Here is a 22881-nt window from a genome sequence, read left to right on the forward strand (position 1 = left end):
TCATGCCGTGATCTGCAGGCCGGTTCAGCCGAGTGATATCACGCTGCCCAGCAGCATCCGCACCAGCTTTGCCTGCCGCGTGACACCCGTCTTCGAGAAGATTGCCCGCAGATGCGCGCGTGCCGTGTTCTTGCTGATCCCGAGTTCTTCCGCGGACTCATCGAGCGTCAGCCCGTTGGCGAGCTGCAAGGCGAGCTCTGTTTCGGCCGGCGTGAAATCGAACAACTGTCGCACCATGTCACGCGAGGCCTGCGACTTGCGCTCGGGATCGCGGATAAAGACCACGCACGCGGGCCGGCGCCGGTTGTCCTCCGACCATTCACTCAATGGTATGGTGCGGATCAGCAGGCCCAGCCGGGCCTTGCCGGATGGGCGCGTGACCGACATCGCATCCGTCGCCACCGTAGCCGCGCCCCGGTGCACCAGCATGGCCTGACGCAGCAGGCGCTGGAATTTCCGGTTCTCCTGCCCGTAGCTCACTTCCAGCGTTCCCGCGGCGACACGCATGCCGTCCCTGGCAGCCAGAATCTCGTCCGCCGCCGCGTTGGTCTTGATGATCGTGCCCGACTCATCAATCATGACCATGCCGACCAGCATTCGATCGATGGCGCCGGCGCAGACATTGCGCTCGGACTCGACCATATCCATTCGCGAGTGCAGATCCACGGCGCGCTTCAGATGCGGCAGCAATGCCATGCAGAGCGCCTTCTCGGACGGACTGAAATCCGGTGCATCCATATTGCGGGAGACGCGGAGTCGACACTCCACACCATCGTCCGTGCGCAGGTCCGCGCCGAGTACAAAGCGCACGCCGAGAGGATGCAGGAACTGCCGGTACAGCTCGCTGCTACACCACGCGGCCTGGCCGAGGTGCTCGTCGATGGTGACCACGCGATTGGGCGGCAACCCGACGAAGGGGTCGAGAGAGTAGAAATAGCTGTTGTAGGAAGCTTCGCCGGGCTGCGTAGTACCGTGCTCGGACGCATTGACCATCAGCCCCGAACGGTCCGCGGCCGGCGAGCGCAAGATCAGCGTGACATAGTTCGCGCGGAGTTGCTTGCGTATCAGCTCGAGCGCCTTTCCCCACGGCACCTTCTCCATCGGGCCCTGGTAGATCTGTCCGAGGATTGCACTGAAATCGGAAGGCGACAGCTCCAGCTGCGCGAAGGGGCCGACTGACCCCGGATTCCGGGTCACCTCCATCAGAATTTCCTTTTGTCTCTATCTTTCTCATTCGGCCCCGGGGCAGGCCCTGGTGCCGGTACGCGTGCTCTGCGGGCGTTTATGTCGTCGGGGATTATAGGAGCCGGCTTCCCTCATTCCGGCGACGGGCGTGAGCTTAATGCACGGAATTCTGGGAACGTAATCCGAACGGACTAGGGAGTAGGGCGAGCGCACATGCCCGATCTTGCGCGGCAGTTCCGCGAAGGGAAAATGGGTAATGGGGAGGGTGGGGGTTGTCGTGCTTGGCGGGCGCTGCTGTTTCGCGCGCGTAGCCGGTTGGGTTTTGATTGAGCGGGATTTGTTGCTCTTGGCAGGCGCTGCTTTTTCGCCGGCGCAGCCGGCGGGGTTTTGATTGAGCGGGAGTTGTCGCTCCTGGCAGGCGCTGCTGTTTCGCCGGCGTAGCCGGCGAGTCACTTTTGTCTCGCGACAAAAGTAACCAAAAACGCGTTTTCGGGGTCGACGAACGGCCCGTGGTGGTGAAGACGGTACAGGGCATAGCCACACTGCCTGCCGCGTAGATAATCAGGATAGATACGTCAGATGAGCGACCCCGGATTACTTGGTGGCTCCTGCTAACCGCGCCATCGGTAGGACGCCTACGGCTGCGCTGCGCGCACTCTGTGAAAACCGAGGGAAGAGAAGAGAAGAGAAGGGAAGAAGCGGAAGCACCAGCCTCTGTGTCGTTGATGTCGTCCGCCTGCCAACTACTGAGCCGCGCAGCAGCCGAAGGCGATGATGCGATAACGGTGGCAGTGTCGGGCCACGGACAGTTTCGGGGCTCGTTCAATCATTGCTGGAGAGCCTGCATACGGACGTGCTCCACGCGGCAGGCAGCCGGGCAGACTCTGAAGCGAATACCCGTACGAAATTCTTCGCACACTACGATCAATATTCGTCCGCCAGGACAAGTAAACGCGTTTTTTGGTTACTTTTTGTCGCTCGGACAAAAAGTGACTCGCCGGCTACGCCGGCGAAACAGCCGCGCCTGCCAAGCACGATAACCCAATCACGAACCAAAGCCACCCCCAACGCCTATGCCAGACGAAACACCAGCGCCTGCCAAGCACGACAACCCCCTCATTACCCCCTCCCCGCATTCCGTCAAAAAACCAAAAAAAACCCATCGCAACGATGGGCCAAAGCCATGCGATAAGAGGAGATGTATATCGCATGGGCGAGACTACCCGAGCCCTGCCGCGAGCCAATCAGACCTCACGCTCCAGCACCGGCGTGGCCAGTCGCTTCATCGGGCCGGAAGGATTGCTGGTGGGAATCACCTTCACGCCGTCGATGCGGGAAGGGAAATGATGGTGGCAGGAATGGCAAGACCCGCGCGCTGTGCTTTCCTTGTGCCCGGGTCGCGACGGGGGTCGAGAAGTGCCGATCGCCAGAGCTGCCTTTCGGCAGGTTTCAATCTCAGTCCGGGTAAGCTGATGACTGCAGCCTCACCTTCTGCAGACAGTCGGAAAGGAGAATAATGCAATCAGACGACCCAGCCACCAACCTGGTGAAGATCCGCGCGATCGAGCCGGACGACTTTCCTGCCTGGAAAGCCCTCTGGGACGGGTATAACGCGTTCTACGGCCGGCACGGTGTTACAGCGCTACCGGCTGAAATCACGCTTACAACCTGGTCACGCTTCTTCGACGCGTACGAGCCAATGCACGCGTTGGTTGCGGAACAAGCCGGCGAGCTGGTTGGGCTGGCGCACTATCTACTCCATCGAAGTACGATTCAGCTGAACCCGAACTGCTATCTACAGGATCTTTTCACCGCCGAGGCAGCAAGGGGAAAGGGCGTCGCGCGCTGCCTGATCGACCAGGTCTGCAAGCGTGCCAAGGCACAGCGCGTGGAGAGGGTGTACTGGCAGACACATGAATCGAACACGACCGCCATGCGCCTCTATGACACCGTCGCCGAGAAATCCGGCTTTGTCGTGTACCGCAAGCAGGTCTGAGCGGGGATGGCCGCTTCGGCTTCCCATCGAAGCCGAGCGCAAGCACCGCCATCACGCGCAATGACGTCCACATCATCCCTGTCGCAAACCAGGCCAGCGCATTGACCGGCCCTGGAGTCCCTAGCCTGCCTACCACCGCGCGACGCCGTAACAACACTTCGGGACAGCGTTTCCCGGCGGCCAGGGCGCATCAATCGCCTGAACCAGGGTACGGCGAAGCGTGCGTTGCGCGGATCAACGCCTGCTCATTGTGCATGGTCCGTATGGACGATGAATGCATGCATGCCTGCCAGCAACATGCATCTCCACGCCATGATTGCAAGGAGATGCAATGGACAATGCCATACAGGACCTGCTTGAAATCGAAGCCATCCGACAGTTGAAGTACCGCTACTTCCGCGCTGTCGACTGCCATGACTGGCCGCTACTCGCAAGCTGCCTTGCGGAGGATTGCACCACGTGGCTGGACAGCGGGAAGTATCGCTTCAACGGTCGCACCGAGTTCGTCGCCGGACTGCGCGAACTCCTCGACAACCCGCCGCTGCTCACGATGCATCAGGGACACCATCCCGAGATCGAGCTGCTGGGCGCCGGCAAGGCCAGGGGAATCTGGTATCTCGAAGACTATGTGATCTCGCAAGAGCAAGGCTGGCTGCTTCGTGGCACCGCCTATTACCGCGACGAGTATGTCAAGCGCGATGGCCATTGGCAGATTCTCTCCACCGGGTACGACCGCGTCTTCGAGGCTGTGACTTCGCCGATCCCCGAACAGTTTCGCGTGACGGCCAACTGCTTTGCCGCTGCGCAGTGATACCGGCGTGACGCGGCCGTTGTCCCTGGCCCGCAGCACGCTTCTTCCCCAGCTCCTTACGCACAAACAACATGGAAAAAGTTCTATACGTAATCTGGCGCGGCAAGGCCAGCAACAATGGCGACGCCGAAGCGCTCGACAGGCGTCTGCGTGGCGAGATCGCAGACAAACTGCTGGCGCTCGGTGCGCGCGGCGTTCAGGTCAATCTGGCCGATGCAGCCGTGCAAGCTGCTGACGGCCTGCGTCAGGTCAACACCCGCCCCCAGATGGACGGCCTGATCAGTGTCTGGATGGACAGTGCCATCCAGCACTTCCGGCGGCCGTTCGATGAGCTGATCGAGTCGGCCGTGGACCGCATGGCAGCCTACCTCGTGACCGAGTCGCAGCCCATCCGCAATACCCGCTTTCCTGCCGGGCCGGGCCAGCGCACGGCCGGATTCTCCCAACTGGCCTTTCTCCGCCGGCCGCCACGGCTCTCTCCTGAAGCCTGGCTCGACATCTGGCATCAGCGTCATACCCAGGTCGCCATCGACACGCAGGACAATTTCCTCTACGTGCAGAACGTGGTGGTGCGCCCTCTGAGCCTTGGTGCCCCCGTCATCGATGCAATTGTCGAGGAATGCTTCCCAGCGGCTGCCATGACCGATCCACACGCCTTCTTCGACGCTGTCGGAGATGACTCCAGGCTCAAGCAAAACATCGACAGCATGATGGAAAGCTGCAATCGCTTCATCGATTTTGACAAGATCGACGTCGTGCCTACCAGCCAGTACGTCATCAGGGCGCCGGCCGCCTGACGCTCGAGCTCTTCCTTGACCGAACGATGCCTGGCATTGATGCGTCAAACCGGAAACAGGGAGCCGGGTTCCGAGCCGGCGGCATGCCTGCCCGCTTGCCGGCCGAAGAAGGTGGCATCCGCCAGCGACATGCCGGAGCTATAGCCCCCACCCCAGCGCGGCAAACCACAGGCGGTGCGGCCAGCCGCATAAAGACCGCGAACCGGCGTCCGCTTCTCGCTAAGCACCTGTCCGCTTGGCAACGTGTCCAATCCTCCCAGGGTGAAATGCGGATAGAACGCGTAGTCGACGCGGCAATCCAGCGCGACAAAAGGCGGCTCGATCAGCGGCTGCAGCCACTTCGCTGCCTTGTGGAACAACGGGTCGACGCCTTCCGCGGCATGCCGGTTGTAGACCGACACCGTGGCACTCAATGTTCCCTGCGGCAGGCCAAGGTCATGTTCGACCTCCTCCCAGGTCTCACCGGCGGCCGCGATACCGATGCGCGTGAACTCCGCTGGCGGCTGGTAAGTCGCGCTGTCGAGCAGCAGATAGATCCGCTCGCCGAGCTGCTGCATGATATGGTGGCCAATCCGGCCGTGGTAGCAGTCCTCATTGATGAAGCGCTGGCCGCGTTCGTTGACGAACACGCCCTTGATGAGCGATTCGGGCGCGTAGAAGGGCAGGCTGACGAACGCCTGGTCCATGTGGATCGCGGCGCCGCCCACGCTCATGCCCATCAGGATGCCCGAGCCATCGTCGCCCGGGCTGCCGATCGGCTCGTTCGCGCGCAGCAGGCCAGGCGCGTGGCGCCGAACCATATCGCGGTTCATCACGAATCCGCCGGCGCACAGGACCACGCCCTTGCGCGCGCGCGCGAAGTGCAGCCGGCCGTCGATCCGCACGACCACGCCCTGAACGGCGTCCGCCTCGTCGGCGATCAACGCGAGCACGCGGCTGTCACAGCGCACGTCGACGCCCAGCTTGACGACCCGCGCGGCCAGCACATCCATCAGCATGCGTCCGCCACCCCAGCCGACCCATTGCGGGGTATGTCCGCGCGGACAAGGCTTCGCGCTGGCGGAAAACGGCCACGCCTCCTCGCTGCCAGACCAGATGAGACAATCGTCTGTCTCGGGCTCCATCATCCGCTCGGGCAGGTAGGTGTTCTTGTAGACCAGCCCCTGCTCGACCAGCCAGTCATGGTGTGCCCGGCTGCCTTCGGCATAGAGGCGCACCTTGTCCTGGTCGGCATCGGGACCGCCTGCCATCAGCAGGTAGCGGTACAAGTCCTCGGTGTTGTCGACAAAACCGGCTTGCCGCTGCGCGGGTGTGCCCCCGCCGCCGCCCAGGTAGATCTCGCCTCCGGACAAGGCACTGGTGCCGCCGCTGCCAGAGGCGAGCTCAAACAGCGTGACAGCCGCGCCGGCCTGCGCGGCTTCGATGGCCGCGCACGCGCCAGCCGCGCCAAAGCCGACAACGATGACATCCGTTTCAATATCCCAATGCGGTACATCCCGGACGCGACATGGGCGTGTGACAGAGAATTCGGCAGACATGGTGCGGTCTCGCAAGAATGGGGATGCAGATCAATCGGCGATGGAAGAAGAACCCAAAAAAATGCCGACCCTCACCACCGGCCGGCACCAAGCTCACAGCAGCTGGAGACTCGCTGAGCATGCTGTCACTGTGCCTCATCACCATGCCACCGACTTCGTCCGCCCGGACTCGTCCGTTCGGAGTATGCGCGGGCACCGCCCGGGGCCCTAGTGTTAAGACTCCCAAAATGACTGACAGGAAAGGAGCTGACAATGGCCAAGGCGGAAAACCTGGTGACTTCGATCACCGTCGAGATCGATGCGCCGGCATCGCTGGTATGGGAAGTGCTGACTGACTTTCCACGCTACGCCGCGTGGAACACGTTCTGCCCGGGACTGGAGACCAGCGGACGCCTCGGCGACCTGGTCTGCATGCAGGTGCGCATTCCGGGCACCCAGCAGGTCATCCCGGTCAACGAGTTCCTGGTCGCCTGGGAGGCCGAACGGCTGCTCTCTTGGGAACAGCGCCCCACCGACGACAACAAGGACGCCGCGCGCCGCGACCAGTATGTCGAGGCGATCGACCAGAATCGCACGCGCTATTTCACCACCGACCTGTTCCTCGGCCTGAACGCGGACACCATCATGCGCGAGCACGGTGGCTGGGTAAAGCAGGGCTTCGACCAGGTAGCGCTGGACGTCAAGGCGCGCGCCGAGGCGCTCCATATCGAGCGGCGGGGCGGCCAACGCTGAACGCCGGGACTCCCGGGGCCGCCGCCGATCATTGCGGCGGCCGCTGGCTCAATACCAGCAAGGCTGCGGCACCGCGGCTGCGCGCGCAGGCATCGTCACAATCCTCGGCAACCACGCCGGCCAACGCAATGCTTGCGGCAGGGCCCTCGTCCAGGTCGTCCGCATGGGCGGCCCCGCCACCCGCGATAAAAACCCAGGCCACGCCCGCGCCTGCCACCACCGCTGTCAGGCCACCTATCCAACGAATTCCGAGCCGCTTCATCGCCGCCTCCTCCAACCCTTTCCGGGCTTCAGGGTCCATGACAGCATCGTAGGTGCCGCCTGCCCCCTGGACTTCGTCCGAGCGGACTAAGGAGTGTCCCGAAGGCGAGCCGGGAAAGCCGCACCGGGTTGCATACCCGGTTGCAGATATAGCGTGGCCAGCACCGGCGCCGCGCCGGACACGCCGCCTGGCGTCAGCCGCAAGGCTTGCGCGCTCAGCAGGCCCCACAGGTGCGCGACCAGCAGCCCGGCCAGCGCGGGGTCGGGCAGCAGATCCGCGAGGGTGCCGCGCAGCGTGTCGATGCCTGTTCGCACGCGGTCGCGCAGCGGGCACAGCTCGCACGCGGTGCCGCATTTGTGTTGCAACAGGGCCACCAGCAGGCTGACATGGCGCGCGATGGCGTCGCCATCGAGCAAGGCGGCCAGTGCCGGCTCCAGCGCGCCAGGCTGGGGCCGGGGCCCATCGGCCAGCGGCGCGAGCCGCGCGGCGAAATCGGCTTCGGCACACGACAGCAGCGCGCCCAGCAACGCAGCGCGCGAGCGGAAGTGGGCATAGACCGCGCCGCGCGTCATGCCGATGGCGCGGGCCACGTCCTCCAGCGTGACGCAGTGCAGCCCGCGCTGGTGCATCAGCTGCTGTGCGCTGTCCAGGATGCGCGCGCGCGTGGCCACGGCATCGTCGCGGGTTCGCCGGACCATCGGCGGGCTCGCGGCGCGTTACAGGAAATGCACGTCGTCCGGCCCCCAGTGGGCGCGCATGCTCTGGATGCGCCCGTCCGCGGCGAACGTCATGATGTCGGTCACGTCGATGCGCGCCGGCCGGCCTTCGAGACGCGCGTGGACCGCGAAGGTCAGCGCGGCGGCGTCGCCGCGCGAGCCGCGCGGCGACGCCACTACCTCCAGCCGCGCGTTAACCGAAGTGGCGTGCTGGTAGAAGGCCAGGATGGCCGGCTTGCCAGCGATCGGCTGCGCGCCGACCGGGTCCTCCACCGTGGCATCGTCGGCGTAGAGCGCGGCGACGCCGTCGGCGTCGCCGGCATTGAAGCGCTCGACATAGGCGAGCAGCGTGGCTTTCATCGCGGCGCTATCGGGCATGGGATTCTCCTTGTCGTTCAGCGTGCGGTGTAGCCACCGTCGATCACCAGCTCGGCGCCGGTCACGTAGCGTCCGGCGTCGGACACCAGATAGAGGATGCCTGCCGCGATGTCGCGCGGCTGGCCCACCTTGCCGATCGGTGTCAGGCCGCCGAGGTAATCGAACAGTGCTTCGCCCTGCCCCGATGCCTGTGCCACGTGTTCGAGCATCGGCGTGCGGATATAGCCGGGATGGATCGAGTTCGAGCGGATGCCCCTGGCCGCGTAAAGCATGGCATCGGTCTTGGCCATCATCCGCACTGCGGCCTTGGACGCGTGGTAAGGCGGCACGTCCGCGCCGCCGGCGATGCCGTACATCGACGAGACGTTGACAATGGCGCCGCCGCCGGCGCGCTCCATGTGCGCGATCGCGTGCTTGGTACACAGGAAGGTGCCGGTCACGTTCACCGCCATCACCTGCTGCCATTGCTCCAGCGTGACTTCGTGGGTGGGCGTGTTCGGTCCTTCGATACCGGCGTTGTTGACCAGGATACCGAGCCCGCCGAAACGGGCCGCGACCTCGTCGAGCACGCGTGCGACCTCGCTTTCGCTGGTAACGTCGAGCGTCCAGAACGCGGCCTCGCCGCCCGCGCCGCGGATCGCTTCAGCAGTGGCCTTGCCATCCGCCTCCAGCACATCGAGCACGGCGACCTTCGCACCGGCCGCTGCCAGTACACGCGCCGTCTCCGCGCCGATGCCGCGCGCGGCACCGGTGATCGCGGCCACCTTGCCGCGCAGGTCGAACAGGTTGTACGGGTGTTCCATGATATCTCCTGCGGTCTTGCTGGTTGCCTGCGGGCACCAATTATGCCGCGCCGCCCTGTGCCGTTTCGGCCAGGAAGCCGAGGCACTCGCGATTGAAATAGGCCGCGTGCTCGACCATCACCCAGTGGCCGCAACGGTTGATCATGACGAAGCGGGCATCGGCGCAGCCGCTCAGGAATTCATCGCGCCGGCGGCTGGATTGAACTGGTCCTCCGTGCCCCAGAAGCCGAGCACCGGGCAGCGGATCTCGCCCAGACGCGCCGTCAGGTTGGGCACTCTCATGGTGGCCAGCACCTCGCGCGGCTGCTCGCGGCACACCGCCATGCGCTCGTCCACCAGCGCGCGTCGGTGACCAGGCTGGCGTCGTGCACCAGCAGTTGCAGCAACTGGCGCATGGTGTCGGGGTTCATGTGGCCGCCGGTGAACAGCGACACCATGCGCTGGATGCCCGCCATCTGGAAATAGGTCTCGCGTTCTTCCACGCCCCCCGGCGCCATCATCACCAGGCGGCTGACATGCTCGGGGAAGTCCAGCGCGTACTGCAGCGCGATGGCACCGCCCAGCGAATTGCCGACGAGCACGCAGCGCGGCAGCTCAAGTGCCAGCAACTGCTCGCGCAGCGCGGCGACAAAGAAGTCCAGTGTGTATTCGACATCATCCGGCTTGGACGACTGCCCATAGCCCGGCAGGTCCACCACCACCGTGCGGAAGCCCGCCTGCGCGAATGCCGGCGCGTTATGGCGGAAGTTGCTGTGCCCGCTCGCCCCGGCCCGCTGCCGTGGATAAAGACCACCGGCTCTCCGCTGCCCGTGTCGAGGCAGTGCAGCCGCAGGCCCGCCGACGTGGTGATGAAGCGCCCGACCGGCAGGTTCGGATGCAGGGAGGATGGCGTTTGCTGTGACGTAGCGGACATGAGAGCGTCTCCGGTGTGGTTGGCTGGGATATTGCGCAGCGCCAGCCACCGGGGCATCGTTCATTCGGACTAAGAACGGCACGGCCACTTCTCCTACGATGGGCGCTCCATGCACCAGGGGGGACCCATGACAGGATTCGACTACACCGGGCAGACCGTGCTGGTCACCGGCGGCATGCGCGGCATTGGCCGCGCCATCAGCGAAGCCTTCCTGCGCGCGGGCGCGCAGGTCTTCGTCTGCGGACGCACCGCGCCCGCGCACGACGGCGAGCTGCCGCACGCGGAGGGTCGCCGCGCTCACTTCATCGCGGCCGATATCCGCGACATCGAGCAAGCCGACGCCATGCTCGCGCGGATTGCGCAGCACAGCGCCACGCTCGATGTGGTGGTGCACAACGCCGGCGGCTCGCCCTACGCGCTGGTGGCCGATGCCTCGCCACGGCTGCTGGAGTCGGTGATCCGGCTCAACCTGGTGGCACCCCTGCAACTCGCGCAGCGCGCCAATGCCCGCATGCAGCAGCAGGCCCGCGGCGGCACGCAGCTGTTCGTCGGCAGCATCAGCGCGCTGCGCCCGTCGCCGGGCACGGCGGCCTATGGTGCCGCCAAGGCCGGCATCCTCAATGCGGTGCGCTCGCTCGCGGTGGAATGGGCACCCAAGGTGCGCGTGGTTGCGGTCAGTCCGGGGCTGGTGCTGACCGAAACCTCGCAGCAGCAGCACTACGGCGACCCGAGGCGCTGCGCGCGACAGCCGCCACGGTGCCGCTGGGCCGACTCGCACAGCCTGACGATATCGCCAGCGCGTGCCTGTTCCTGGCCTCGCCACAGGCCTCGTACGTCTCCGGCGCCAACCTCGTGCTCGATGGCGGCGGCGAACGTCCGGCCTTTCTCGACACGGCCTCGGTCAATCGCGGCTGAACCTCGGCCTGTAGGGAAACCGCCTAGTCCATTCTGCCGATTTGTACGTGGCTCCCCCCTCTACGCTTGCGGCCAGATGAGCGCCATTCGAAGTGCCAGGCCATGAACCACCACAGAAACCAAGGGGAGACCACCATGCACCAATCACGAACCGGCACAGTGAAACGCCGCGGCCCGCTACGGCCGATCGCTGCCGCGGCGGCACTGGCAACGCTGCTCGCGCCGTCCGCCCACGCCGGCGAGACGATCGACCTCGGCCACGACACCACGCTGGACTACAGCGTGACCGCGTCCTATGGCGCGGCGGTCCGCACCGGCAACCAGAGCAACACGCTGCTAAGCCCGGCCAATATCAACGGCGACGACGGCGACCGCAACTTCAAGCGCGGCGACATGACCGCGAACCGCGTGTCGCTGCTGGGCGAGGCGCATGTCAAGCACGATGCCTTCGGTGCACTGGTGCGTGGCAGCGTGTTCTACGACTGGGCCTACAGCGGCACCAACTCGAACAACGCGCCCTTCACTGTCAACCACAGCGGCCCGTTCAACGAGTTCACGAGCTCGGCGCGCGACTATCACGAGCAGCGCGCCCAGCTGCTCGACGCCTATGTCTATGGCACCACGCCGATCGGCGATACGCAGCTGAGCTTCAAGCTGGGCAACCAGGTGGTGGCATGGGCGAGAGCCTGTACTTCGCCAACATCGCCGGCGCGCAAGGGCCCGCCGATGCCACCAAGGCCTTCGTGCCAGGCGCGGAGGTCAAGGACATCCTGTTGCCGGTGCCGCAGGCATCGCTGCAGCTGCAGGTCACGCCGTCGTTCAGCGTGATGGGCTATTACCAGTTCACCTACAAGCCGAACCAGCTCTTCGCACCGGGCAGCTACTTCAGCACCAGCGACGTGGTCGGCCCGGGCGCGGAGTTCATCATCGGGCCCGGCTTCCGTATTCCGCGCGGCCCGGACATCAGTCCGTCGGACTGGGGGCAATGGGGTATCGGCACGCGCTTCCGCGTGTTCGAAGACACCGAGATCGGCCTGTACCAGCTGCGCTATCACGACAAGAACCCGAGTGTCGTGACCTCGCTGTTCCCTTCGCTGCAGTACCAGCAGAAGTACTTCAGCGGCATCAACCTGACCGGCGCCAGCTTCTCCACGCAAGTGCTCGGTGCCAATATCGCCGGTGAAATCAGCTACAAGGACGGCATCCCGATGCTGGTGAACGTGGCCGGCTCGCCCACCGCGTCGCCCGGCCGGGCGCTGCAGGGACAGTTATCGGCGATCTACTCGATCGGCCCGACCTTCCTGGCCAACTCGCAGTCGCTGGTCGGTGAAATCGCCTACCTGCACGTGCTGGGCGTGGATTCGGTGATGGGCTTCAGCCAGCTGACCAACACGCGCAACTCGGCGGCGTTTCAGGTCGGCTGGTCGCTGACCTACAACAACGTGTTCGATGGCTGGGACATGACGGTGCCGCTCACCTATGCGCAGCAGTTCAGCGGCAGGTCCGCGGTGGCCGGCGCCTTCGGCACGCTGATGGGCTATGGCGACAAGCGCGCCAGCGTGGGCGTGACCTTCAAGTACCTGAACAACCTGGAGCTCGGCCTGACCTACGCCGCGTTCATCGGCGGGGCGAGCATTGTCAACCGCCCGCTGGCCGACCGCGACTACGTGGCCTTCAACGCCAAGTACTCGTTCTGACGGACGCATCACCCATGGTGCCGCGGCGCGTCGCCGCGGCACCACTATCCGATTTTTCCAGCCATGAATGCCGACCTGATCTCCACGCTTAGCAACGAACTCCACCAGGCACTCGTCGCGCGCACGCCCGTACCGCCCCTGAGCGGCCGCGGCCTGACGCTGGATGTGCGCGACGCCTATCGCATCCAGCAGGGCTTTGTCGCGCACCGGCTGGCGGCCGGCGACCGCGTCACCGGCAAGAAGATCGGCGTGACCAGCGAGGTGGTGCAGAAGATGCTGGACGTGCACCAGCCCGATTTCGGCATCCTGCTGCAAAGCATGCACTACGCCGCGGGCCAGCCCATCCCCGCGGACACGCTGATCCAGCCGCGCGCCGAAGGCGAGATCGCCTTCTTCCTGCGGCGCGACCTGCGCGGCCCCGGCGTGGCCCGCGACGACGTGCTCGATGCGACCGAGTCGGTGGCAGCGTGCTTCGAGATCGTCGACTCGCGCATCCGCGACTGGAACATCCGCATCGAGGACACCGTGGCCGACAACGCTTCGTGCGGCGTCTACGTGCTCGGCGACGAGCGCGTCAGCCCGCAGGCGCTGGACCTGGCTTCGTGCGAGATGGTGCTGGAAAAGAACGGCGAATGCGTGGCCACGGGCCTGGGCAGCGCCGCGCTGGGCCATCCCGCCGACGCGGTGGCGTGGCTCGCCAACACGCTAGGCAGCTTCGGCATCCCGCTGTTGGCAGGCGAGACCATCCTGTCGGGTTCGCTGGCGGCGCTGATCCCCGTGCAGGCCGGCGACAAGCTGTCCATGCGGATCAGCGGCATCGGCGCCTGCAGCGCCGTGTTCTGCTGACCTTCTGATTCTCTCTACTTGCGACGCGAGACACCATGAACAAGATCCGATGCGCCCTGATCGGGCCTGGCAATATCGGCACCGACCTGCTTTACAAGCTGCGCCGCAGCGAAGTCCTGGAACCCGTGTGGATGGTCGGCGTCGATGCCACATCCGAAGGCCTCGCGCGCGCCCGCGAGCTCGGCCTGAAGACCAGCAGCGATGGCATCGACGGGCTGCTGCCGCATCTTGAGGCCGACGATATCCGCATCGCCTTCGACGCCACCTCCGCCTACGTCCATGCCGAACACTCGGCAAAGCTGACCGCGCGCGGCGTGCGCGTCATCGACCTGACGCCCGCCGCGATCGGTCCGTTCTGCGTGCCGCCCGTCAACCTCGACGCGCATATCGGCAGCAACGAGATGAACGTCAACATGGTCACGTGCGGCGGCCAGGCCACCATCCCGATGGTGTATGCCGTGTCGCGCGTGCAGCCGGTGGCCTATGGCGAGATCGTTGCCACGGTGTCGTCGCGATCGGTCGGGCCTGGCACGCGCCGCAATATCGACGAATTCACGCGCACCACCGCGGGCGCGATCGAGGCCGTGGGCGGCGCGCGCCAGGGCAAGGCCATCATCGTGATCAACCCGGCCGAGCCGCCGCTGATCATGCGCGACACCATCCACTGCCTGACCGACGATGCGCCCGCCGTGGCCGCCATCACCGCGTCGGTGCACGACATGATTGCCGAAGTGCGCAAGTACGTGCCGGGCTACACGCTGAAGAACGGCCCGGTGTTCGACGGCAAGCGCGTGTCGATCTTCCTGGAGGTGGAGGGGCTGGGCGATTACCTGCCAAAGTACGCAGGCAACCTCGACATCATGACCGCCTCCGCGGCCCGCACCGCCGAGTGCATTGCCGTCGCAATGCTGGCCGGCAGCCCTGAAACCACCACCGCCTGAGGAGCCACGCCATGGGCCAACGCATCACCCTGCACGACATGACCCTGCGCGACGGCATGCACCCGAAGCGCCACCAGATCTCGCTGGAACAGATGAAGGGCATCGCCCGCGGCCTGGACGCCGCCGGCGTGCCGCTGATCGAGGTGACTCACGGCGACGGCCTTGGCGGCGCCTCGGTCAACTACGGCTTTCCCGCGCACAGCGATGAGGACTACCTGCGCGCGGTGCTGGGCGAACTGAAGCAGGCGCGCGTCTCGGCGTTGCTGCTGCCGGGCATCGGCACTGTCGACCACCTGCGCATGGCGCATGAAATCGGCGTGCATACCATCCGCGTCGCCACCCACTGCACCGAGGCGGACGTGTCGGAGCAGCATATCGGCATGGCGCGCAAGCTCGGCATGGACACCGTCGGCTTCCTGATGATGGCCCATATGGCGCCGGCCCAGACGCTGGTACAGCAGGCGCTGCTGATGGAAAGCTACGGCGCCAACTGCCTCTACATCACCGACTCGGCCGGCCATATGCTGCCGCACGACGTCACGGAAAAGCTGACCGCCGTGCGCCAGGCGCTGAAGCCCGAGACCGAGCTGGGCTTCCATGGCCACCATAACCTCGCCATGGGCGTGGCCAATTCGCTGGCCGCGATTGCATGCGGCGCGAACCGCATCGACGCCGCGGCGGCAGGGCTGGGCGCCGGTGCCGGCAACACGCCGATGGAAGTCCTGGTGGCAGTCTGCGAGCGCATGGGCATCGAGACCGGCGTCGACGTGTTCCGCATTGCCGACGTGGCCGAGGACCTGGTCGTGCCGATCATGGACCACCCGATCCGCATCGACCGCGACGCGCTCACGCTCGGCTATGCCGGCGTGTATTCATCCTTCCTGCTGTTCGCAAAGCGCGCCGAGGCGAAGTACCGCATTCCCGCGCGCGAGATCCTGGTCGAGTTGGGCCGCCAGCGGCTGGTGGGCGGCCAGGAGGACATGATCGAAGACACGGCCATCACGCTGGCGCGCGCACGCGGCCTGCTGGTGTCGTAGGCGCGGCAAGGCCCGCTGCCCCGCGGCCATGCAGCGCCGGGCACAGACGTTCCACGTATCGAGACGAAGAAGAACAGGAGACCCCTTCCATGCCCAGACTTTCCACGCCTCTGCTGTCCATCGCCGCCGCGGCACTGGCCGCCGCTGCCGGCCCCGCGCACGCGCTCAATGTGCTGCTGACCAATGACGACGGCTGCGCGGCGCCCGGCATCAGCGCGGTGCGCAAGGCCTTGCAGGATGCCGGACATCGCGTCATCACGGTTGGCCCGGCCGGCAACCAGAGCGGCTCCGGTGCCGCGTACGCCGTACCCGACGGCAGCACCCGGCTGGTCGTGGCACCGCTTGCCGCCAGCGCCGATACCTTCTGCGTGCACCGCGTCAAGCCCGGCTATGCCGCGGGTAGCCCGCTCAATGCCTCCAACCCGAACTACATTGGCAGCGGCTCGCCCGTGGACGCCACGGCGATGGGGCTGAAGATCGTCGGGCCGGAGCAGCGCTTCGTGCCCGACCTGGTCGTTTCCGGCGCCAATTTCGGCGAGAACCTGTCGGACTCCATCCCGCACTCGGGGACGGTGATGAACGCGCTGTTCGCGGCACGGCGCGGCGTGCCCGCCATCGCGCTGAGCGTAGGCGTCGACTTCGCCGAAGCGCGAACGGGCTTCCCCGCCACGCTGGCCGCGTTCCCGAAGGCCGGCGCGTTCCTCGTGCGCGTGATCGCCAGCCTCGAAACTGGACGCGCGCCGGGCCAGCCGCTGCTGCCGGTGGCGCAGCCGCTGAACATCAACTATCCCGTGATCGGCAGGCAGCAGCCGGCGGGCGTGCGAATGACCGTGGCGGGCACGGTGGACTCGTTCACCACGGCGTACCAGCGCAACCCGGACGGCACGGTATCGATCGGCGTCGGCGCGCCGGACAGCGAACCGAATGCCCTCGCGCACATCGCCGAAACCCCGGCGTTCCTGGCCGGATACATCACGATCTCTCCGCTTGAAGTGGATTTCCGGCCCTCGGCCGAGGCGCGCGAGCGGTTCAGGCATACGCATCGCGGGCTGGCCGGCCTGGCACCTTAAAGACACTATCGTCTGTCGCCGAACATCACTTTGCACTAGTGAGTAAGGCGACAATGCACGTCCGGATAAGTGCGGACAAGCCCTACAGTTCCTGTACCGCATGCTGTTCCGGATCCTCAGCGACCCGGCGCAGAGCACGACCAAAGTCAATGCGGCGGCGGTAATGTGTCCATCAAGGCACGGGATTTTGTAGGGACCTCTACAACGTTGAAGGAGCCGTTACGCCCAGCTAAGCTGAGCCCATGACTGCTTTTTCATCCATTCCCGAAGCCGGCTGGCTACTACTCGTCGTCAGTCTGCCGACCTCTGCCGCCACGCCGCGCATGCGGCTGTGGCGCGGCATCAAGTCGTTGGGCAGCGCGTCGTTCGCGATGGGGCCTATTTGCTGCCCAACCTGCCAGGCCAGCGAGCCCAGCTACAAGCGCTGGCCGAGGACGCGGCCAGCGAGGACGGCAAAGTCTGGATGCTGTCCGTTCAAGCCGACGACGAACAGCAAGAAGCCGAGTATCGCGCACTGTTCGACCGGACTGCCGAATACGCAGCCTGGATGGCAGAGCTTTCCGGCGCCCGCGCGGCGCTGAGTCGCGCGGACGAGGCGGAACTGCTGCGCATGGCTCGCCGGCACGGCCGGGGGTTCGACGCAATCCGCAAGATCGATTTTTTCCCCAGCGAGTCTTCCGCCCGCGCCGAAGCGCAATGGCGCGATTTCAATGCGGCCATCGACATCTTGCTGTCCCGGGTGAGCCGCATGGCGTGGCGGGCAGTATTCCGCGGCGCGACCCCACCCAGTATCAGGGACGGCGCTGGGCGACCCGGCGGCACCTTTGGGTAGACCGGGTCGCCTGCGCCTGGCTGATCCGGCGCTTCATTGATCCCCATGCCACCTTCGTCTGGCTCGAGGACATTCGCCAATGCCCGGATGACGTGCTGGGGTTCGACTTCGACGGCGCCACCTTCACGCATGTTGGTGACCGTGTTTCCTTTGAAGTCTTGCAGGCCAGCTTCGGGCTCGACGAGGACAAAGGCCTGTCGCGCCTTGGCCAGATGATTCATGTGCTGGACATCGGCGGCACGCCGGTTGCGGAAGCCAGTGGCTTCGAGGCGATGCTGGCTGGCGCGCGCGAGCGCTTTCCCGACGACGATGCATTGCTGGACGAGGTCGGCCGTGTCCTCGACTCGCTGTACAGCCATTTCTCAAGCCCGCGCAAGCGCTAGGTCGTTACCCATCCGGCCACTTCAGATTCCCCTTCAGACGACACAAGATGAATTCGCCCCACCCCTGATGCCTCCCCGGTCCATTCACCGCAAGGACGCCCTGGATACACCTTGCGGCAAATGGTGATGTACTTCCTGCGACTCGGCACTTTGGGCTTCGGCGGTCCGGTTGCGCTCGCCGGCTATATGCACCGGGACCTGGTGGACGCGCGGCAGTGGATCACCGATGCCGAGTACAAGGAAGGCCTCGCGCTGGCGCAATTGGCACCGGGCCCGCTGGCGGCCCAGTTGGCGATCTACCTCGGCTATGTCCACTTCCGAATTTTGGGCGCCACGCTGGTTGGCATCGCTTTCGTGCTGCCATCGTTCCTGATGGTGGTGGCGCTCGGCTGGGCCTACGTTCGCTTCGGCGGCCTGACCTGGATGCAGTCAGTGTTCTATGGCGTGGGCGCGGCAGTGATCGGCATCATCGCGATCAGCGCTCACAAGCTGACCAAGAAAAGCGTGGGCAAGGACAAGCTGCTGTGGTTTATTTACCTGGTTCTCGTCGCAGTCACGGTCATTACCGAATCGGAGGTGGCCTGGCTGTTCGTCGCGGCCGGTGTTCTGGCCTGGTTCTGGCGCGCTCCGCCCAAGTGGCTGCGTCAAGGCAAGCTCAATGCGCTGGCGGCAACGCCATTGCCGCCAGCCAGCGGCATGATGAGTGCGGTGGACTGGCCGCTCTTGTCGCAGATTGGTGTGTTCTTTGCCAAGGCCGGCGCATTCGTCTTCGGTTCGGGACTTGCCATCGTGCCCTTCCTGTACGGCGGTGTCGTCACCGAACACCACTGGCTGAACGACAAGCAGTTTGTGGACGCCGTGGCGGTGGCCATGATCACACCCGGGCCGGTCGTCATCACGGTCGGCTTCATCGGCTATCTCGTGGCAGGTCTGTCAGGGGCTTGTGTGGCGGCCGCCGCGACTTTCCTGCCCTGCTACCTCTTCACTGTCCTGCCTGCGCCGTACTTCAAGAAGTACGGCAAGCTGCCCGCCATTCTGGCCTTCGTGGATGGCGTTACCGCTGCCGCCATCGGCGCCATTACCGGCGCGGTCATCGTGCTGGCCAAACGTTCGATCGTCGATATCCCTACCGCGCTGCTCGCGCTGGTTACCGTGGCCCTGCTGCTGAAGTTCAAGAAGCTGCCCGAGCCCCTGATTGTTGCAGGAGCGGCCTTGATCGGCCTGGTGGCCTATCCGCTGCTGCATCACTGAGTCACAGGAGATCCTGAGGTGACATCCGTCTCGGTCGCCCGCTCGAAGCTCACTGGTCTAATCACCGGTGGCCAACTGTGTCGCCGAGCCAACCGCATCATCGCCCTTATGGTGCCGATTCAATACCCTGTGCGAAAAGGGCAACCGCGTCTGCGGCCGTATTCATAGCGACAGAGATGCAACCCTGCACGCGGCTAGCATTTTCCCTTCTTGGCCTGCCCTGGCGGACAACCGCCATTCCCCTTTCCGCGACCGGTGTAGTACTTCTCGCCTTTGGGGCCGTTGTGTTTGCGCCAGTAGTCCGGATCGCGGTACTCCCCGCCATCCCAGTAGTAGCCCCTGCTATCCCGACTGCCGAACGTGATGTTCACACCGGGCGCCTGGATGCGCGCATTCCCTACGTCGACATTGAAATCAGCCGCGCTTGCATGCCAAGCGCCGCACGCAAGCATGATCGCAATCACAGTTCTCGTCATGGAGCTTCCTTGGTAATTCATGTTTCGAGATCTCCCACCGGCATCTTGCTCAGAGAAGACCTGACCTGAACCAGTCCCGGCGCGGACATCGTGACGACACCTGCGCCGGGTCAGCCGGTCTACGGCGTCACGATGTTGAACCAGAACTCGAACGTATCGAGGTAGCTGACCAGTTCGTCCAGCTTGGCCTGGTTGCCCGTGACCTTCGCGCTTCCGTTCTTCACCGCATCTGCCATCTTGGTCTGGCCCAGGATAATGCCGTTCAGCGTGTCGCGTGACATCGTCACGTTTGCATCTGCCTGCTGTGCCTGCACGCCCGCCGTTAGTCATTCCTTACCCTGTTCCAATGTGTGTGAGGGCGCCCTAAACGAGCTTGTGCCGGCGTTGCTGCGTGCCGAAAATACTCCCGCAACGTCACTGAAAAGAGAAGTGAATGTTTTTTTGCGCGCTCTGAAAATATTCTCCCTTGACGGGTACGCGCCCTGACGAGCCGCCCGTGCTATGGGCTGGCAACCTGCTCCGCGAGGTTCCGGGGCAGACCATCGAGGACATCTAGAAATCGCCTCGGCGACGAATGCCCGCTATTCGACAAAGCTCGGCCGCACCGTCACGGCATTGTTGACGGACTGCTTAGGGTCGGCTCCGGTTCCATCGTGCGCGCGGCCGCGTGATTAGAGAATTTTCTTCATCGACGGTGCAGGATGCAACTCGAAATTTCGACTCTCATAGAACGAAACGGCTTCTGGTCTCGCGTCGAGAAATACGGCACTCATGTCGCGTACGCGTGCGTCAGCTTCAGCGTACTCCATCAAGGCGTGCCCTACCCCGCTTCCTCGTGCTTCCGCAACGACGATTAGATCATCCACGTGCAGATACGACCCGCGTGCCAACGTGTGGACTGGTCGCATGCCCAAGACGCCAATAAGTTCGCCGTCTCTGAAAGCTCCAATCAATTCGTACCCGGAATACGATTGCCGGAGGACTCGTCTGAGAAATTCAGCTTCGTCCAGTTTGCGCAACCGAGCGATAACAGGGAAGGCTTGCGGCCATTCGACAGGTGTAAGCCGTCGAATGGTTATAGTGGCGCGGAGACTCGCATTCATGGATCAGTCGAGTTTGAACAGACGTGTCATTCTTGCACATAACCGGACATTGTCGCTCCCGTCAAATGTCCGGCCTTGAGCGGCACGAGTGGGCGCTCTGGGTCGCGAACTGCCGATCGAGCTTGGCCCGGCCTCTGAATGGAGGATCGACGGCCCTACCCGGCCACTCCTGTCACCTGCAATTCGAAACTTAACGACCAGAGTGCGCCAAACATCGGTCGCTGACCGCCTCAGCAAGTGCCTTTTCCGTAGCGTCCCATACGATCAATCATTCATCCGGCCCCAAGACACTTGGCTCTCATAAGGTAGTCAGAGCATTGGCTCAAAATCGCCGTCTCGAAATCAGGGATGCCATGTCGTAGGGCGGACACTCTGATCCCGGGAGCCGGAAATTGCATAGGACACTTCCTTTCCCGCTGCCAGCATCAGATCCACATACTCCGCCAACTTATCTCGCGTCAGCCGACTAATGGGCCCTGAGATGCAAAGAGCCCCGGCCAAAGTCCAATTGATTCCGAACACCGGGACAGCCAGGCTCGAAACTTCAGGCTCCCTTTCGCCCATTGAAATGAAATAACCATCTTTGCGAATGGCCTCGTATGGCTCGCCGCTTTCGCCTGCGAATGCCCGCAACACTCTGCCCGGCGCTCCGGTGAGAGAAAGCCTTTCCCCGACGCGCACGTGGTGCCGCACCGCGCCCGGTCCTTCGACTCGCACCAGGCAGGCCCGAGTGTCTCCCTCCCGGACATAAAAGGCTGCGCTTTCACGTGTTTCGTAGCTAATTCGCCTGAGCACAGGCTCCACGGTTTCATTCACTCGAAACGCAGCCTGATAGCGCGCGCCCAGCCATCCCGCGGCCGCTCCGAGGCGCCATTGGCCATCTTCGCGTTGGGCCAGATACTCGCTTTGCGCAAGCGTCCGCGCCGTGCGCAGCACGGTCGATTTGCCCATCCCGACCCGTCGGCTCAACTCCGACAAGCTCAACGAAGCGTCATCGGCAGAAAATGCCTCGAGAATCTGCAAAGCACGGGTGACAGCAATGATTGTGTCTTTATCCGCACCTTCAGGCGCATGGTCAGGCCGAGCATTCCGTTTCATGGCACATGTTCCGCTATGGACAACGCAATTGTATAGCACGGAACAGCAATCTATAGTCAAGGCACAAATACAAGGCTTCTATTGGAGACACCCTTGAAGACGATCCTTCGCGTTCTGGCGGCCTGCACCATTGCTGCATTGTCAGGCGTTGCTGCGCATGCCGCGGACACCTATCCGACCAAGCCCATTCGCCTGATCGTTCCCTTCCCACCGGGCGGCGCGCCGGATACCTTCTCGCGTGAAATTGGCCAACAACTGAGCCGGGATCTGAAGTGGACCATCATCATCGACAACAAGCCAGGTGCTGGCGGCAACCTCGGCGTCGAGGCTGCGGCAAAAGCATCGCCTGACGGCTACACGCTGGTATTCGGCCAGACCAGCAATCTTGCCATCAATCCGTCGTTGTACAAGAAGCTGCCATATGACCCTGCAAAAGATCTGACGCCCATCGGCTTGATTGCCTCCGCACCTCTCGCGATTGTTGCCAACAACAGTTCACCATACAAGAACCTGACTGACGTGCTTGCCGCTGCGAAAGCCAAGCCAGGCACGGTAACGTTCGGCACGCCGGGCAATGGTACGGTCGCACACCTCGCCATGGAACTCCTGCAGAAGCAGGCCGGTGTGAAGATGCAGCACATTCCATACAAGGGTGCATCGCAGGCTCTCACCGACGTTTTGAGTGGCCAGGTGGAAATCTATATTGGCTCCGTCCCTACGGTCATGGGCCAAATCAAGACGGGCAAGTTGCGCGGAATCGCTGTGACCTCTGCTAAGCGTTCGCCGCAATTGCCTAACACGCCCACCGTAGCGGAAGCCGGAGTGAAGCAATTTGACGCGGACACATGGTTCGGCCTGCTTGCACCCGCCGGCACCCCGGCACCCGTCGTCGCAAGACTCAACGCTGAATTGAATCGAGTACTCCAGGTCCCGGCCGTTCGTTCCAAGATCGAGGCGGAAGGCGGACAGGTCTTGGGCGGTAGTACCTCAGCATTTGCAGGCTTATTGCAAAAGGATCTTGCTCGCTGGCGAGTTGTGGTCAGAGACTCGGGCGCGACCATCGATTAACGCCTCGGCGCGCGACCGCGCGCCGGATTCCAC

21 protein-coding genes and 4 pseudogenes are annotated in these 22881 nt (G+C 64.2%); 14 read left to right on the forward strand and 11 right to left on the reverse strand.

Features of this window, described 5'->3' with window-relative positions; all coding sequences use genetic code 11:
- Nucleotides 1-24: 24 nt before the first annotated feature.
- Nucleotides 25-1209 (reverse strand): helix-turn-helix transcriptional regulator, encoded by a 1185-nt coding sequence (locus ACIGJC_RS25300; protein WP_483714389.1) that lies wholly within the window; start codon nt 1207-1209, stop codon nt 25-27.
- A 1185-nt stretch (nt 1210-2394) separates the two neighbouring features.
- Between ACIGJC_RS25300 and ACIGJC_RS25305 the strand changes: the two genes are divergently transcribed.
- The 4 genes from ACIGJC_RS25305 to ACIGJC_RS25320 all read left to right on the forward strand — a co-directional run bounded on the left by ACIGJC_RS25305 (nt 2395) and on the right by ACIGJC_RS25320 (nt 4789).
- Nucleotides 2395-2532, forward strand: a complete 138-nt coding sequence (locus ACIGJC_RS25305) for a hypothetical protein (protein ID WP_483712137.1) — start codon at nt 2395-2397, stop codon at nt 2530-2532.
- A gap of 169 nt (nt 2533-2701) precedes the next feature.
- Nucleotides 2702-3181: an N-acetyltransferase family protein gene (locus ACIGJC_RS25310; RefSeq protein ID WP_483712138.1), complete on the forward strand. Its 480-nt coding sequence runs from the start codon at nt 2702-2704 to the stop codon at nt 3179-3181.
- Between the two features lie 331 nt (nt 3182-3512).
- Nucleotides 3513-3992: a nuclear transport factor 2 family protein gene (locus ACIGJC_RS25315; RefSeq protein WP_483712139.1), complete on the forward strand. Its 480-nt coding sequence runs from the start codon at nt 3513-3515 to the stop codon at nt 3990-3992.
- Between the two features lie 71 nt (nt 3993-4063).
- Nucleotides 4064-4789, forward strand: coding sequence for an EthD domain-containing protein (locus tag ACIGJC_RS25320; RefSeq protein ID WP_483712140.1), 726 nt, complete (start codon nt 4064-4066; stop codon nt 4787-4789).
- A 44-nt stretch (nt 4790-4833) separates the two neighbouring features.
- Here ACIGJC_RS25320 and ACIGJC_RS25325 read toward each other — a convergent pair whose 3' ends face one another.
- Entirely contained in the window at nt 4834-6327 is a 1494-nt protein-coding gene (locus tag ACIGJC_RS25325; RefSeq protein WP_483712141.1) for an FAD-dependent oxidoreductase, read from the reverse strand.
- A 252-nt stretch (nt 6328-6579) separates the two neighbouring features.
- On the opposite strand from ACIGJC_RS25325, the gene ACIGJC_RS25330 reads away from it, so the two are divergent.
- The gene (locus ACIGJC_RS25330) at nt 6580-7059 is read left to right on the forward strand and encodes an SRPBCC domain-containing protein (protein WP_483712142.1); all 480 of its coding nucleotides are present in this window, start codon (nt 6580-6582) and stop codon (nt 7057-7059) included.
- Between the two features lie 28 nt (nt 7060-7087).
- On the opposite strand, the gene ACIGJC_RS25335 is transcribed toward ACIGJC_RS25330, so the two are convergent.
- From ACIGJC_RS25335 to ACIGJC_RS25355, 5 genes and pseudogenes are all read right to left on the reverse strand, one after another.
- Nucleotides 7088-7360, reverse strand: a complete 273-nt coding sequence (locus ACIGJC_RS25335) for a hypothetical protein (RefSeq protein ID WP_483712143.1) — start codon at nt 7358-7360, stop codon at nt 7088-7090.
- A 47-nt stretch (nt 7361-7407) separates the two neighbouring features.
- Nucleotides 7408-8019: a TetR family transcriptional regulator gene (locus ACIGJC_RS25340; protein WP_483712144.1), complete on the reverse strand. Its 612-nt coding sequence runs from the start codon at nt 8017-8019 to the stop codon at nt 7408-7410.
- A gap of 18 nt (nt 8020-8037) precedes the next feature.
- The gene (locus ACIGJC_RS25345; RefSeq protein WP_483712145.1) at nt 8038-8415 is read right to left on the reverse strand and encodes a nuclear transport factor 2 family protein; all 378 of its coding nucleotides are present in this window, start codon (nt 8413-8415) and stop codon (nt 8038-8040) included.
- Nucleotides 8416-8432: 17 nt separating this feature from the next.
- The gene (locus ACIGJC_RS25350; protein ID WP_483712146.1) at nt 8433-9218 is read right to left on the reverse strand and encodes an SDR family NAD(P)-dependent oxidoreductase; all 786 of its coding nucleotides are present in this window, start codon (nt 9216-9218) and stop codon (nt 8433-8435) included.
- Nucleotides 9219-9258: 40 nt separating this feature from the next.
- Nucleotides 9259-10131, reverse strand: a pseudogene (locus ACIGJC_RS25355) (alpha/beta fold hydrolase).
- A gap of 127 nt (nt 10132-10258) precedes the next feature.
- On the opposite strand from ACIGJC_RS25355, the pseudogene ACIGJC_RS25360 reads away from it, so the two are divergent.
- The 8 genes and pseudogenes from ACIGJC_RS25360 (at nt 10259) to ACIGJC_RS25395 (ending at nt 19103) form a co-directional block, all read left to right on the forward strand.
- A pseudogene (locus tag ACIGJC_RS25360) lies at nt 10259-11046 on the forward strand (SDR family oxidoreductase).
- A 135-nt stretch (nt 11047-11181) separates the two neighbouring features.
- A pseudogene (locus ACIGJC_RS25365) lies at nt 11182-12743 on the forward strand (DUF1302 domain-containing protein).
- A 63-nt stretch (nt 12744-12806) separates the two neighbouring features.
- Nucleotides 12807-13589 carry a 2-oxopent-4-enoate hydratase gene (gene dmpE / locus ACIGJC_RS25370; protein WP_483712147.1) on the forward strand — a complete coding sequence of 261 codons (783 nt, stop codon included), beginning with the start codon at nt 12807-12809 and terminating at the stop codon, nt 13587-13589.
- Between the two features lie 35 nt (nt 13590-13624).
- On the forward strand, nt 13625-14530 hold the full coding sequence (locus ACIGJC_RS25375) for an acetaldehyde dehydrogenase (acetylating) (protein WP_483712148.1): 906 nt from the start codon (nt 13625-13627) through the stop codon (nt 14528-14530).
- A gap of 11 nt (nt 14531-14541) precedes the next feature.
- Nucleotides 14542-15567, forward strand: a complete 1026-nt coding sequence (dmpG, locus tag ACIGJC_RS25380; RefSeq protein WP_483712149.1) for a 4-hydroxy-2-oxovalerate aldolase — start codon at nt 14542-14544, stop codon at nt 15565-15567.
- 89 nt (nt 15568-15656) lie between these two features.
- Entirely contained in the window at nt 15657-16637 is a 981-nt protein-coding gene (surE, locus tag ACIGJC_RS25385; protein ID WP_483712150.1) for a 5'/3'-nucleotidase SurE, read from the forward strand.
- 242 nt (nt 16638-16879) lie between these two features.
- Nucleotides 16880-17852, forward strand: a pseudogene (locus ACIGJC_RS25390) (chromate resistance protein ChrB domain-containing protein).
- A gap of 126 nt (nt 17853-17978) precedes the next feature.
- Nucleotides 17979-19103, forward strand: coding sequence for a chromate transporter (locus tag ACIGJC_RS25395; RefSeq protein WP_483712151.1), 1125 nt, complete (start codon nt 17979-17981; stop codon nt 19101-19103).
- Nucleotides 19104-19297: 194 nt separating this feature from the next.
- Here the strand turns inward: ACIGJC_RS25395 and ACIGJC_RS25400 are convergent, their stop codons facing one another.
- The 4 genes from ACIGJC_RS25400 to ACIGJC_RS25415 form a co-directional block, all read right to left on the reverse strand.
- Nucleotides 19298-19600, reverse strand: coding sequence for a DUF2502 domain-containing protein (locus ACIGJC_RS25400; RefSeq protein WP_483712152.1), 303 nt, complete (start codon nt 19598-19600; stop codon nt 19298-19300).
- Nucleotides 19601-19698: 98 nt separating this feature from the next.
- A complete protein-coding gene (locus tag ACIGJC_RS25405) occupies nt 19699-19860 on the reverse strand; it encodes an alkyl sulfatase C-terminal domain-containing protein (protein WP_483714390.1) in 162 nt (53 codons plus the stop codon).
- A 390-nt stretch (nt 19861-20250) separates the two neighbouring features.
- Nucleotides 20251-20682 carry a GNAT family N-acetyltransferase gene (locus tag ACIGJC_RS25410; protein ID WP_483712153.1) on the reverse strand — a complete coding sequence of 144 codons (432 nt, stop codon included), beginning with the start codon at nt 20680-20682 and terminating at the stop codon, nt 20251-20253.
- Between the two features lie 342 nt (nt 20683-21024).
- The gene (locus tag ACIGJC_RS25415) at nt 21025-21780 is read right to left on the reverse strand and encodes an IclR family transcriptional regulator (protein ID WP_483712154.1); all 756 of its coding nucleotides are present in this window, start codon (nt 21778-21780) and stop codon (nt 21025-21027) included.
- A gap of 102 nt (nt 21781-21882) precedes the next feature.
- Here ACIGJC_RS25415 and ACIGJC_RS25420 point away from each other — a divergent pair, with 102 nt between their 5' ends.
- The gene (locus ACIGJC_RS25420) at nt 21883-22848 is read left to right on the forward strand and encodes a Bug family tripartite tricarboxylate transporter substrate binding protein (RefSeq protein WP_483714392.1); all 966 of its coding nucleotides are present in this window, start codon (nt 21883-21885) and stop codon (nt 22846-22848) included.
- Nucleotides 22849-22881: the final 33 nt, after the last annotated feature.

It is taken from the genome of Cupriavidus sp. C3SS-1, assembly GCF_057073755.1.

Coding starts and splice junctions, on each gene's coding strand:
- ACIGJC_RS25305 (WP_483712137.1), top strand. CDS start 2,395: ATGGGCGAGACTACCCGAGCCCTGCCGCGAGCCAATCAGACCTCACGC.
- ACIGJC_RS25310 (WP_483712138.1), top strand. CDS start 2,702: ATGCAATCAGACGACCCAGCCACCAACCTGGTGAAGATCCGCGCGATC.
- ACIGJC_RS25315 (WP_483712139.1), top strand. CDS start 3,513: ATGGACAATGCCATACAGGACCTGCTTGAAATCGAAGCCATCCGACAG.
- ACIGJC_RS25320 (WP_483712140.1), top strand. CDS start 4,064: ATGGAAAAAGTTCTATACGTAATCTGGCGCGGCAAGGCCAGCAACAAT.
- ACIGJC_RS25325 (WP_483712141.1), bottom strand. CDS start 6,327: ATGTCTGCCGAATTCTCTGTCACACGCCCATGTCGCGTCCGGGATGTA.
- ACIGJC_RS25330 (WP_483712142.1), top strand. CDS start 6,580: ATGGCCAAGGCGGAAAACCTGGTGACTTCGATCACCGTCGAGATCGAT.
- ACIGJC_RS25335 (WP_483712143.1), bottom strand. CDS start 7,360: ATGGACCCTGAAGCCCGGAAAGGGTTGGAGGAGGCGGCGATGAAGCGG.
- ACIGJC_RS25340 (WP_483712144.1), bottom strand. CDS start 8,019: ATGGTCCGGCGAACCCGCGACGATGCCGTGGCCACGCGCGCGCGCATC.
- ACIGJC_RS25345 (WP_483712145.1), bottom strand. CDS start 8,415: ATGCCCGATAGCGCCGCGATGAAAGCCACGCTGCTCGCCTATGTCGAG.
- ACIGJC_RS25350 (WP_483712146.1), bottom strand. CDS start 9,218: ATGGAACACCCGTACAACCTGTTCGACCTGCGCGGCAAGGTGGCCGCG.
- dmpE (WP_483712147.1), top strand. CDS start 12,807: ATGAATGCCGACCTGATCTCCACGCTTAGCAACGAACTCCACCAGGCA.
- ACIGJC_RS25375 (WP_483712148.1), top strand. CDS start 13,625: ATGAACAAGATCCGATGCGCCCTGATCGGGCCTGGCAATATCGGCACC.
- dmpG (WP_483712149.1), top strand. CDS start 14,542: ATGGGCCAACGCATCACCCTGCACGACATGACCCTGCGCGACGGCATG.
- surE (WP_483712150.1), top strand. CDS start 15,657: ATGCCCAGACTTTCCACGCCTCTGCTGTCCATCGCCGCCGCGGCACTG.
- ACIGJC_RS25395 (WP_483712151.1), top strand. CDS start 17,979: ATGTACTTCCTGCGACTCGGCACTTTGGGCTTCGGCGGTCCGGTTGCG.
- ACIGJC_RS25400 (WP_483712152.1), bottom strand. CDS start 19,600: ATGAATTACCAAGGAAGCTCCATGACGAGAACTGTGATTGCGATCATG.
- ACIGJC_RS25405 (WP_483714390.1), bottom strand. CDS start 19,860: ATGTCACGCGACACGCTGAACGGCATTATCCTGGGCCAGACCAAGATG.
- ACIGJC_RS25410 (WP_483712153.1), bottom strand. CDS start 20,682: ATGAATGCGAGTCTCCGCGCCACTATAACCATTCGACGGCTTACACCT.
- ACIGJC_RS25415 (WP_483712154.1), bottom strand. CDS start 21,780: ATGAAACGGAATGCTCGGCCTGACCATGCGCCTGAAGGTGCGGATAAA.